Annotated in this window: 11 protein-coding genes; 8 read left to right on the forward strand and 3 right to left on the reverse strand. The window is 66.6% G+C overall.

The annotated features are described in order from the left end of the window. The first annotated feature begins 88 nt into the window (after positions 1-88). The 6 genes from ABEG18_RS17065 to ABEG18_RS17090 all read left to right on the forward strand — a co-directional run bounded on the left by ABEG18_RS17065 (position 89) and on the right by ABEG18_RS17090 (position 5,648). Positions 89-937 carry a DUF4344 domain-containing metallopeptidase gene (locus ABEG18_RS17065; protein ID WP_406854247.1) on the forward strand — a complete coding sequence of 283 codons (849 nt, stop codon included), beginning with the start codon at positions 89-91 and terminating at the stop codon, positions 935-937. Positions 938-1,013: 76 nt separating this feature from the next. Next, positions 1,014-1,424 carry a CopG family transcriptional regulator gene (locus ABEG18_RS17070; RefSeq protein WP_406854248.1) on the forward strand — a complete coding sequence of 137 codons (411 nt, stop codon included), beginning with the start codon at positions 1,014-1,016 and terminating at the stop codon, positions 1,422-1,424. Between the two features lie 70 nt (positions 1,425-1,494). Beyond that, positions 1,495-2,607 (forward strand): alpha/beta hydrolase family esterase, encoded by a 1,113-nt coding sequence (locus ABEG18_RS17075; RefSeq protein WP_406854249.1) that lies wholly within the window; start codon positions 1,495-1,497, stop codon positions 2,605-2,607. Continuing rightward, on the forward strand, positions 2,604-3,284 hold the full coding sequence (locus ABEG18_RS17080; protein WP_406854250.1) for a spermidine synthase: 681 nt from the start codon (positions 2,604-2,606) through the stop codon (positions 3,282-3,284). The genes ABEG18_RS17075 and ABEG18_RS17080 overlap by 4 nt, the downstream gene beginning before the upstream one ends. 145 nt (positions 3,285-3,429) lie before the next feature. Then, the gene (locus tag ABEG18_RS17085) at positions 3,430-3,696 is read left to right on the forward strand and encodes a GlsB/YeaQ/YmgE family stress response membrane protein (RefSeq protein WP_406854251.1); all 267 of its coding nucleotides are present in this window, start codon (positions 3,430-3,432) and stop codon (positions 3,694-3,696) included. A gap of 230 nt (positions 3,697-3,926) precedes the next feature. Continuing rightward, complete coding sequence (locus ABEG18_RS17090) at positions 3,927-5,648, forward strand: methyl-accepting chemotaxis protein (protein WP_406854252.1); 1,722 nt, start codon at positions 3,927-3,929, stop codon at positions 5,646-5,648. Between the two features lie 72 nt (positions 5,649-5,720). On the opposite strand, the gene ABEG18_RS17095 is transcribed toward ABEG18_RS17090, so the two are convergent. The 3 genes from ABEG18_RS17095 to ABEG18_RS17105 all read right to left on the reverse strand — a co-directional run bounded on the left by ABEG18_RS17095 (position 5,721) and on the right by ABEG18_RS17105 (position 10,081). Then, positions 5,721-6,122 (reverse strand): response regulator, encoded by a 402-nt coding sequence (locus ABEG18_RS17095; protein ID WP_406854253.1) that lies wholly within the window; start codon positions 6,120-6,122, stop codon positions 5,721-5,723. A gap of 77 nt (positions 6,123-6,199) precedes the next feature. After that, on the reverse strand, positions 6,200-8,701 hold the full coding sequence (locus tag ABEG18_RS17100) for a methyl-accepting chemotaxis protein (RefSeq protein ID WP_406854254.1): 2,502 nt from the start codon (positions 8,699-8,701) through the stop codon (positions 6,200-6,202). A gap of 306 nt (positions 8,702-9,007) precedes the next feature. Next, entirely contained in the window at positions 9,008-10,081 is a 1,074-nt protein-coding gene (locus ABEG18_RS17105; RefSeq protein ID WP_406854255.1) for a LacI family DNA-binding transcriptional regulator, read from the reverse strand. Between the two features lie 98 nt (positions 10,082-10,179). On the opposite strand from ABEG18_RS17105, the gene ABEG18_RS17110 reads away from it, so the two are divergent. Both ABEG18_RS17110 and ABEG18_RS17115 read left to right on the forward strand, forming a co-directional pair. Next, a complete protein-coding gene (locus ABEG18_RS17110) occupies positions 10,180-11,199 on the forward strand; it encodes a TRAP transporter substrate-binding protein (protein WP_406854256.1) in 1,020 nt (339 codons plus the stop codon). Between the two features lie 44 nt (positions 11,200-11,243). Next, entirely contained in the window at positions 11,244-11,783 is a 540-nt protein-coding gene (locus tag ABEG18_RS17115; protein ID WP_406854257.1) for a VOC family protein, read from the forward strand. The last annotated feature ends 1 nt before the right edge of the window (position 11,784 follow it).

An 11,784-nucleotide genomic window follows, 5' to 3' on the forward strand; every position in this document is an offset into this window, starting at 1 on the left:
CGGGCAATCCACGTCAGAGATGGACCAACCCACGATTGCGATTACAGTCAGCGTAACCGTGACTGCGCGGACAGCGACGGAGGACTCCATGCGCTCCCGAGGACTGACCCCCTTGTTTCTCGTCTCCACGACGGTCGTCGGAGTCCTGGCCGCCGCGCCCACAGCGGACGCCAAGCCCGCGCCCCGCAAGGCGGGTATCGAGATCCGCTACGACCCGCCCAAGAACCCCGAGCACCAGGGCATCTACGACACGCTCCGCAAGGCGAAAGCCCTCGAGCGCATCCGTGACAGGCTCGCCGGGATCTCCCTGCCGCGCACCTTGCTGCTGAAGACGGAGGGCTGCGATGGCGACATCAACGCGGCCTATGATCCTGGCGAGAGCGCGATCGGCATCTGCTACGAATATCTCGCCTACATCCAGGAACTGGCGGGGAAGATCCCGCCCGACATCGCCGCCAAGGAAAGCCTCACGCCGGCGAATTACGTCGTCGGCCCCTTTCTCGAAGTGACCTTGCATGAGTTGGCCCATGCCATCTTCGATCTGCGGAAGGTGCCCGTTCTGGGCCGCGAGGAAGACGCAGCCGACCAGGTGGCGACCTATGTGCTCCTTCAGTTCGGAAACGACGAAGTCCGACGCGTCATCTCCAGCATCGCCGTGATGTACGCCTCCGAAGCGCGCGAGGCCGCGCCGAAGCTGAAGGACTTCGCGAATGAGCACGGCTTGCCGGCACAGCGGTTCTTCAACCTGATCTGCATCACCTATGGCTCCGACCCGAAATTCTTCGGAGACGCCGTCTCGCGCGGATACCTGCCCGCCGACCGGGCGGAACAATGCCCGGGAGAATTCGCCCAGGTGAAATACGCCTTCGACACCTTGATCTGGCCTGTTCTCGGCGCCCGCAAGCCGCCTCCTGCAAACCTGCCTCGCAAACCCTGAGGGAACGCGGGCGCCTCTTGCTCCCTGGGCCGTCGACCCCATATACCATCCACACGGATGGTGAGGAGATGGCGCTTTGGCCCTGGACGCACGACAGAGAACGCCCGACAGCGAGAAGATCACGATCAATCTCGGCTTCGTCGATCTGGGCCATGTCGACCTGCTCGTTCAGGACGGCTTCTACTCCAATCGATCCGACTTCATCCGCACCGCCATCCGCAACCAGCTCGATCGCCACTCCGAGGTGGTGAAGAAGTCGGTGGTCAGGCGCCGTTTGGACCTCGGCCTGCGCCATTACAGTCGGCAGGATCTCGAACAGGCCCGGGCCTCCGGCGAGATGCTTCGGATCCAGGTGCTCGGCCTAGCCGTGATCGGCGCTGACGTCACCCCGGACCTCGCGCGCGAAACGATCGCGTCCATCACCGTGTTGGGCGCTCTGCAGGCGAGCCCCGACGTGAAGGCCGCTTTGGGCGACCGCATCGGCTAGCCGCGGCGCCCTTTTTCCAATGACACGACGATCGCCGCTCCGCGCGGTCGCGACCTCAAGGACCATGCTCATGAACAGCCTGCCCAAGATCGACATCATGGAGGCGACCCGTCTCACCCGCGAAGGACGGCTCCAGGAAGCCATGGCTGTCCTGAGAGGCGGCGCGGGCCCGGAGGCTCGCCCCGCCGCGGGTGCGCCCGAGGCCCAGCCCGGAACGGGATTTCTGAGCCGCTTGCGGCGCCTGGCGAACGCCCCCGCCGGCCATGGCGGTCCCCGCCCCGCGCCCGAGCCGATGCCCGGCGGAGCGCGCTTCCTGACCAAGAGCTTCACCAACGCCGCCGGGACGCGCGCCTACAAGGTCTACATCCCGTCCTCCTATGTCGGAGACCCCGTCCCCCTCGTGGTGATGCTCCACGGCTGCACTCAATCGGCCGATGACTTCGCCGCCGGAACCCGGATGAACGTCCTGGCCGAAGACATGCGGTTCATCGTCGTCTACCCCGAGCAGTCCAAGGCCGCGAATTCGTCCAAGTGCTGGAACTGGTTCAATCCCGCCGACCAGCGCCGCGACAGCGGCGAGCCGTCCATCATCGCCGGGGTGACCCGACAGGTGATGCGCGACTATGCGGTGGAGCCGACTCAGGTCTATGCGGCCGGCCTGTCAGCGGGCGGCGCCAAGGCCGCCATCCTGGGCGTCGCCTATCCTGACCTCTACGCTGCGGTCGGCGTCCATTCGGGGCTGGCCGGCGGCTCAGCCCGGGATGTCGCGACGGCGTTCGCGGCCATGCGCAAGGGCGCCGCTCCGGGCGCGCGCCAGCCGGGGGATCGCAGCCAGCCGGCGCCCGCGATCGTCTTCCATGGGGACCGGGACGCAACGGTGCACCCCAGCAATGGTGAGCACGTAATCTCGCAAGCGCGGCCGGGCGAGCCCCACGCCGGGACGCTGTCCGTGGAGGTCAGGACAGGGTCGTCCCCCGGCGGGGTAGGCTTCACCCAGACCATCCACGCCGCCCCGGACGGGCGCTCGGTTCTGGAGCACTGGACCCTGCACGGGTCGGGTCACGCGTGGTCAGGCGGCAGTCCGGCGGGAACCTACACGGATCCGAAGGGGCCGGACGCCAGCCGGGAGATGCTGCGCTTCTTCCTGCAGCACCGCACCTCCGCCCAAGGACCCGCGCGATGAAGCCCTGGGTTCATCTCGGCGTCGCCCCCATTCCGGGCGACGCCGGCGAACTGAGGCTGATGCGGCGGGACGCCGAGTTCTCGATCAGGCTGGGTCATACGGAGCTGATGAACAGCCGGCTGCGAGGCTCCGAAGAGGCGCTCGCGACCCTCGCCTTCGCCCGGGCGCCCGGCGCACAGGCGGGTCGCGTCCTCATCGGCGGTCTCGGCATGGGCTTCACCCTGCGCGCCGCCCTGGCGGCGCTGAGCCCACGCGCCCATGTCGACGTGGTCGAACTTGTGCCGGCCGTCGTCGCCTGGGCGCGGGGGCCGATGGAGCCTCTGTTCGGCGACAGCCTGTCCGACCCGCGGGTCCAGATCCATGAAGCGGACGTCGCGGCCGTGATCGGCCAAGCCCGGCTGGCCTATGACGCCATCCTGATGGACGTCGACAACGGGCCCGAAGGCCTCACCCGGTCCGCCAATGACGGGCTCTACGACGTCGCCGGCCTGGGCGCCGCGATGGCGGCGCTTCGGCCGGGCGGCGTCCTGGCGGTCTGGTCGTCCGCTCCCGATGCGGGCTTCACGCAGCGGCTGCGGCGGGTCGGGTTCGCGGTGACCGAAGAGCGGCCCCGCGCCAACGGAAAGACGGGCCGCGGCGCCCGGCACGTCATTTGGCTGGCTGTCAGTCCGGCCTGAAAAGTCGCCGGAACGCGCCCTCGACGGAATCCACTGTAAAAAAGACGCGTCTTCCGGGCCGAACTGCAACTTTCGTGGGCTCATTCCTGTTGTTTCGCCAGAAGCAGGGTTGAACAGACAACCGGCGCTACACGCAGAGGGAACGATGAGCATCATCTGGACCATCATCATCGGGTTCGTCGCCGGAGTGATCGCCAAGTTCATCACTCCAGGGGACAATGAGCCGGCGGGGTTCATCCTCACATCGATCCTGGGCATCATCGGCGCCTTCGTGGCCACGTATCTCGGCCAGGCGCTGGGATGGTACCGGCCGGGCGAGGGCGCAGGCTTGATCGGGGCGGTGGTGGGCGCCGTCATCGTGCTCGTGATCTGGGGCATGATCGCCGGGCGCCGGGCGCGCACGACGCTTTAGAACACCCGTCCTTCACCGGTATCGCCCAAGCCGTCGCGCGTCCGCGCGGCGGCTTTTTTGCGTACGCGTCAGGCCGAAATGAGTCCGAATTCGCCAAAGATGGGTCAACGGAACGATACTCGTTAACTTATCATTTGTCGTAAAATGCAATCGTGAGTTTAGGAGACGATTGACGCTCTTCTGCGCCGGCCGGTCGCGCCGCCGGCGACGTCGAATGCGAGGGGGCACGCATGATCTCGTTTGGAAGACTTTTCGGCGGAGCGGACGAGGGCTACGCCGCGGCCCTGAATCGATCGCAGGCGGTGATCGAGCTTTCGCTCACGGGCGAGATCATCACCGCCAACGGGAATTTCCTGAAGACGATGGGTTATGAGCTGGACGAGATCCGCGGCAAGCACCACAGCATGCTGGTCGACCCCGCCGAGCGCGACACCGCCGCCTATCGCGAGTTCTGGGACAGGCTGCGCCGCGGCCAGTTCGACTCGGGCCAGTATCGCCGCATCGCCAAGGATGGGCGCGGCGTCTGGCTCCAGGCCAGCTACAATCCCGTCCTGGACAAGTCCGGCGCTCCCGTTCGCGTGGTCAAATTCGCCGCCGACATCACCGCCGAAAAGACCGCCATGGCGGACATGACCGGCCGGCTCAACGCCCTCGACCGGGTTCAGGCGACCATCGAATTCGGGCTCGACGGGACCGTCCTCACCGCCAATCCGAACTTCCTGAAGGCCTTGGGCTATACGCTGGACGAGATCAAGGGCCGACATCACAGCATGTTCGTCGATCCCGCGGAGGCGCAGACGGCGGAATACCGGCGCTTCTGGGACAGGCTGCGGAAAGGCGACGTCGAGGCTGACCAGTTCCGGCGGATCGGCAAGGGCGGCCGCGAGGTCTGGATCGACGCCAGCTACAATCCGATCTTCGACGCCGACGGAAAGCCTTGCAAGGTGGTGAAGTTCGCCACGGACGTGACCGCCCAGGTCCGCGCATCCATGGCGATCGAGAAGGCGGCGAGCGCGGTGGTCGACGCGGCGAAAAGCAACGACCTGAGCGCCCGCATCAACCTGAACGACGCCTCAGGGGCGATGAAAAACCTCGCCGAAGGCGTCAACCAGTTGCTCGAGACCTTCTCGGGGATCATCGAATCCGTCCGCCAGGAATCGCGCAGCGCTCTGAGCGCGTCGAGTGAGATCGCCACCGGCAACGAGGACCTCGCGAACCGCACGGAGCAGCAGGCCGCTTCGCTGGAGGAGACCGCGGCGACGACCGAGCAGCTCGCCGCCTCCGTGAAGTCGTCCGCCCTGTCGTCGCGACAAGCGGCCGAACTGGCGGCCGAAGCGACCGGCGTGGCTCAGGCCGGCGGCGAGGTGGTCCGCAGCGCCGTTTCGGCGATGGGCCGCATCGAGGACTCGTCGCGCAAGATCACGGACATCACCTCCGTCATCGACGAGATCGCCTTCCAGACGAACCTGCTGGCCCTGAACGCCGCAGTGGAGGCCGCGCGCGCCGGCGAGGCAGGCAAGGGCTTTGCGGTGGTCGCGTCGGAGGTGCGCACGCTGGCGCAACGTTCGAGCACCGCCGCCAAGGACATCACCGCGCTGATCAACGAGGCGGCGTCGGAGGTGGCGACCGGAGTCGCCCTGGTGCGGCGGGCCGGCGAGGCGCTCGACCAGATCGTGGTCGCCTCCAACAAGGTCTCCGCCACCGTGTCGGAAATCTCGGCCGCGTCAGGCGAGCAGTCGAGCGGCATCGAGGAGATGAGCCAGGCGATCGCCCACATGGACGAGATCACCCAGCAGAACGCCTCGCTGGCCGAACAGGGCGCCGGAGCGGCTGCGTCCCTCGCTCAGCATGTCCAGCAACTCGCTGAGTTCGTCGAGGCGTTCAAGACGGATCGCCGGGACGCAGAGCCCGCCCGAGCGGCCTCGGTCACGCGCCTGCGCGCCCGGGCCTGAGACGACGAAAGAAAGGGCGCCGGGCTTTTCGGCCCGGCGCCCTTTGCATGAGCCCTGACGGGCGAGCGCGGTTCAGGCGCTCATCAGGTAGGGAGCGGCGGGCGACGCCTTTGCGATGCACGCCTGCAACTGAGCGGCCGTGAAAGGCTTCAGCAGGAAGGCCTCGATCTTCAGCCCTTCGATCATGACCCGGGTCTCGGGCCTGCTGTCCGCCGAGATCATCAAGAACGGGATCTGCGCTGTCGCCGGGTTCGCGCGGGCGATCCTGGCCACTTCAGCGCCGCTCATCGGCTCCATGTGGAGATCGCAGATCACGAGCCCGTAGTCCTTCTTCCGCAAGAGCGCCAGCGCCTGCGCGCCGTCCGCCACGCCGTCGACGTCGCGGCAGCCGATCGCGTGCAGCATCGACGTCAGCACGCGCCTCATGGTGGAGTAGTCGTCGACGATCAGAATGCGATTGCTTCTCAGGGCCAAGCTGAATTCCCCCTTCGGTGAAGTCCTCGGCGTCCCGGGGGCGGGCGCCGAGGTGGGTTGGTGACGGTGGAAGAACGTCAGCTGGCGCGTCGGAGCACGGGCTGGCGGGCGGCTCGCTCCGGGGCGGACTTGATCCGGAACCCGGACACGAGAATTTCGAGGCCTTCGATCTGCTGGCTGAGCATGGAGGCCGAGGCGGCGCTCTCTTCGGCCAGCGCGGCGTTCTGTTGCGTGGCGTTGTCCAGAGAGGAGACGGCCTGGCTGATTTCGTCGATGCCGGTCGCCTGTTCGCTGGTGGCGGACGAGATCTCGGCGATCGTCGCCGCCACGGAGTGCGAGGCCTGGACGATGTTCTTGAGCGCGTCGCCGGCGGAGTTGCCAAGTTTCACGCCGGAGAGGACCTCCGCCACGGAGGCGTTGATCAGGCCGGAGATGTCCTTGGCGGCCGCGCTGGAGCGCTGGGCCAGAGTGCGGACTTCGGAAGCCACGACGGCGAAGCCCTTGCCCGCATCGCCGGCTCGCGCCGCTTCCACGGCCGCGTTCAGCGCCAGCAGGTTCGTCTGGAACGCGATCTCCTCGATAACGGACGTGATGTCCGCGATGCGTCGCGACGAGGCTTCGATGCGGCCGATCGCCTCGACGGCTTCGCCGACGATGCGGCCGCCCTCCTCTGCACCCCGCTTGGCCTCCACGGCGAGGCCGGCCGCCTGGTTGGCGGACTGCGCGCTCGCCTTCACGGATGCGGCGAGTTGCTCGGTGGTGGCGGCGTTCTCCTCCAGGCTGGCGGCCTGATCCTCGGTGCGGGCGGCGAGATCCTCCGAACCGGCGCGAATTTCGGCCGCCGCGGTCGCGACCTCCGAGGCGGTCTGCTGGATCACGGTGATCGTATCGGCCAGACGCGAGATCGTGTTGTCGATGCTGGCCTTCAGATTGCCGAAGACGCCGTTGTAGTCGCCCTCGACAGGGCGCGTGAGGTCGCCGGCGGCCAGGGCCGAGAGCGAGGCGCCGAAGTCTTCCACAGCGGACACCACGAGATCGGAAACGGAGTTCAACCCCTGCGCGATCTCGCGGGCGGTGCTCTTCTTGCCGATCATGTCCACCCGGCGGGTGAAGTCGCCCATCGCGGCGCCGCGCACGATCTCTGCGATCTCACGCTCGGCTGCAAGCTCCTGGGTGATGTCCGTCCACACGAGAGCATGGCCAAGCTTCACGCCGTTGGCGTCCGCCACATAGCTCATGTCGACGTCGATCACCCGCCCGCCGACCTCGTAGCGCACGCGCCGGCGGCGTCCGTCGTCGGAGATCAGTTCGCGGCCCAGTTTGACGTTCTGGCGGTAGTAGTCGATGTGCTCGCCATACATCGCCTGGATCGAGAAGTCCTCGCGGCCCTCTCGCAGATAGGGCTCGATCTGCATGAAGAGGTCGACGAGCCCGGAGCTCATGAACGAGATGCGCTCCTTCGTGTCGGTGATCATCAGCATCGCGCCGGAGCCATTCAGGCCGGCCGTCGTCAGCGCGTGCTCGCCGGTCATGCTCTGAAGCCGCTTGAGCGCACGGGCGATGTCGCCGAATTCGTTCTTGAGCTCCGTCCCCTGCACAGCGGTGATGAAGTCGCCGGACTGGAAACGCTGGATCGCGGTGAGAACGAAATTCATCGGCCGCCGGATGGACCTGATCACCAGGAACAGGATCAAGGCGCCCAGTCCGAGGCAGAGGGCCACGATGGAGATGTTCGTCAGGCGCTGATGTTCGAGGCCCGAGATGCGGGCGTCGAGCAGGCGCACGAGTTCCTTCTGCGCGGCCGGCCAGATCGCGTCGACGGCGGCGACCTCGGCCGTGACTGCGGCGGAGAAGTCTTTCACCGCCGCGCCCTGTCCGCCGGTCAGCAACGTCTCGACAAGAGACGTGACGCTTGCGCCCGCCTTGTCGAGAACGACGCCCTTGTCGGCGAGCGCCTTCCTCACGGTCCCGTCCGCGTTGCCGTCCATCGCGGAGCCGAGCGAGGCTGCGGCCACCGAGCGGGCCAGCCTCAGCCGGGTCGTCGCGTCGACGAGGGTCCGATAGGCGACGAGGTCGGGTTTGCCGGCCTTGGCGAAGGGAGCGGCGGCGGCGGAAACCGCCTGCAGCGCCGAACGCAGCTCCGGCAGCCGCACCGTTACGGCGTCCATGACGTAGTAGGAATCGAGATCGGGATCGAGCGTCAGGTTGGACCCGTCGGCCACCTTCGAGATGGCGGACTGACCGGCGGCGGCGATCGCCGCGGCGTCGCCGGCCCGAAGGCTCGCGACGAAAGCGCCAACCGCGTCCGTGCTCTTGAGCGTTTCATCCCGGCCCTTCTCGCTCGCCCTCGCCGCCTCCAGCGCGACCGCGCCGGCCTGCGGATCGGGCGAGACGAAAGCCTGCCAGAGCCTGTCGACGTAGCGAGCTCCGACGTTCTCGACGCTTGCGAACTGAATGTCCTTGTCCACCTGATTCAGGTAGAGCGTCGTCATCAGTCCGAACGGAACCGCCACGACGGCGAGAATCGCCGCAATTTTCAGGCCCACGGTCAAACGTGGTGTTTTCAAGCGTGCCAACATGTCGCCCCGGTCCTTGCATCCACCGACGCACAGCCGCGAATTTCGCATGCGTGCATGTCGCTGAAGACGCAATCTAGCCGCGCATGCCCTATGAAAAGGTTACGAAACCATCAGAGAGACGTACGTATTTTTCCGGCCCTAGTCTTGATGCATTTGATCAAGATTAGGCAGCCTGCATGGCGCTGACATCATCAGATGACGCTCTCTGAACGTGGGCTGTCTGGTCTCATCGAAGTCGGCGCGACGGGGCCAGCCTTCATCCATGAACGAAGTGTCTCCAGAGGTTTCCCAAAGCGCGAGCCTCGGCTAGGGCAGGTTCTCGCGCAGCACGATCTCGCTCCTCGGCCGCTCGACGCCGTCGAGAGGGTCCCGCCCGGCGCGCAGGTTCCCGAAGATCGTGACGCAGTCCAACAGGGCGTCCTGCGGGTTCTGCGTAATCACCGCGTCCATCACGCCGTCGACGAGGAAGCCCCTCGTGTCCGGCGTCAGGCCGTGCCCGATGAAGACCACCTCCTGCTCGCGGCCCGCCTCGCACAAGGCCCTGGCGATGCCGTCTGCGCCGCCGCCGATATTGTAAACTCCGGCCAGATCCGGGTGCTGGGCCAGCAGCATCTTGGTCTGGCGGTAGTTCTTCGCGCCGTCGTCATGGCCTTCGCGCAGCCCCACGACCTGGATCGCAGGGTAGAGCTCCTCGAAGAGATGCAGGAAGCCCATCTCCCTTTCCTCATGGGCGCGATAGCTCAGGCTTCCGGCGATCATCGCCACCTTGGCCGAGCGGGCGCCGATGAACCGCGCCATCAGGTAGGCGGCGGTCCGGCCCGCCGCCCGGTTGTCCAGGCCCACATAGGCGACCCTGCGGGTGTTGGCGATGTCGGAGATCAGCGTGACGGCCGGGACGCCGCGCTCGGCCAACGCGTTGACGGCTTCGCGCACCGCCGGGTGCTCCAGCGCCATGAACGCCACCCCATCGACCTCTCGGGCGGCGCGGCGCAGATGCTGCGCCAGGAGATCGGGCTTGAAGCTTTCGATGAAGTCGACTCGCGCCCGCATGTTCGACGACGCGAGCCGCTCCTGCGAGGAGGCGATCAGGCGCCCGAGCATCCCCAGATACCGGTTGGTCCCGGCCGGCAGCAGGAAGGCAAGGCGCATCGCCTCCAGCGCGCCTTGCGGCGGCCCGCCGGGCTTCACGTCATAGCCCACCTCCGCGGCGGCTTTCAGCACCCGCTGTACCGTGCCGGCCCGCACGCCGGGTCTGCGGTTCAACACCCGGTCGACGGTCGCGGTCGACACGCCCGCGCGCTGCGCCACGTCCGTGATCCTGGACATGAGCCGCAGCCGCTTGCGGTCCTCACGGGTGGCGGTCGGGTTGCTGTTGTCCATCAATTTCCATCAGAAATGCCGTTTGACGCTTCGGCTGAAGCCTTCCTATCGTGAAAGCACAGACAACAAAACATCAAAAACCATCAACGGAGGAAGCCATGACCGTCCTGACCCGCCGAACCGTGCTCCGGGCTCTCGCCGCTGCGCCGGCAGCCGCGACGGTCGTCGGCATGCCCCTGGTCGCCAGGGCCGCCGAGTTCGAGTTGAAATACGGCAACAACCTCCCGCTCACCCATCCGCTCAACGTCCGCGCCCAGGAGGCGGCGGACCGGATCAGGTCCGAGACGAACGGCCGGGTCGACATCAAGATCTTCCCGAACAACCAGCTTGGCGGCGACACCGACATGCTGAGCCAGGTCCGCAACGGCGCGATCACCTTCTTCACGCCTTCCGCTCTCGTCATCGCGACGCTGGTCCCCGTGGCCGCCATCAACGCGGTGGGTTTCGCGTTCGCCGATTATGACCAGGTCTGGTCCGCGATGGACGGCAAGGTCGGCGCGCATGTCAGGGCCGCGATCTCCAAGGTGAACCTCTTCGCCTTCGAGAAGATGTGGGACAACGGCTTTCGGCAGATGACCACGAGCGGCAAGCCGATCGAGACCGCCAAGGACATGGACGGCCTGAAGATCCGCGTGCCGGTCAGCCCGCTGAGCATCTCCATGTTCAAGGCCCTGGCGTCGGCTCCCGCTAGCCTGCAGTTCAGCGAAGTCTACTCGGCGCTGCAGACCCGGATCGTCGACGCGCAGGAGAACCCGCTACCCATCATCCAGGTCGCGAAGCTCTACGAGGTGCAGAAGAACTGCGCCCTGAGCAACCACATCTGGGACGGATTCTGGTTCATCGCCAATGGCCGCGCCTGGAGCAGCCTGCCGGCGGACCTGCAGACGATCGTCTCCAACGCCATCAACGAGGCCGGCGTGAAGCAGCGCGAGGACATCAAGGCGCTGAACGCCACCGTCCAGAAGGATCTGGAGTCCAAGGGCTTGGCGTTCAACAAGACGAACCCGGACAGCTTCCGCGCCAAGCTGCGCGACGGCGGTTTCTACAGCGAGTGGAAGGGCCGCTTCGGCGACGAGGCCTGGGGGCTGCTGGAGGGCGCGGTCGGCAAGCTCGCCTGAACGGCCTTTCTCCGACGACATCCACGAACACGAGAAAGCATCTCATGAGCCGCTTCTTTGGGCAGATCCGTCAACTCGGCTATATCGTCCCCGACATCGAGGCGGCGATGGACTATTGGAGCCGGGTGCTGGGCGTCGGCCCCTTCTTCTACAATCCCAAGGTTCCGATCCGGAACTACCGCTATCGGGGCGAGAGCTACGAGCCGCACAACTCGGTCGCGCTGGCCAATTCCGGACCATTGCAGGTCGAATTGATCCAGTGCCGCAACGACGTTCCGTCGATGTACCGGGACTTCACGCAGGCGGGCCATAGCGGCCTGCAGCACGTAGCCTACTGGACCCAGGACTACGACGCCGACATGGAGAGGCTGACCGCCCAGGGCTTCACGCCGGTGATGAGCGGCGAAGTCGGCGAGCGCGGGCGGTTCGTCTATTTCGACACCCACTACCATCCGGGCACCGTGATCGAGCTGTCCGAAGTCTCGGGCCCGAAGGGCGAGATGTTCCGCCTCATCCGCGAGGCCTCCGAGACGTGGGACGGCAAGGATCCGGTCAGGCCCTTCCCCGACCTCAGCGCGCTCTGAT

This window comes from Alsobacter sp. KACC 23698 (assembly GCF_045348435.1).
Taxonomy (GTDB): domain Bacteria; phylum Pseudomonadota; class Alphaproteobacteria; order Rhizobiales; family Beijerinckiaceae; genus Alsobacter.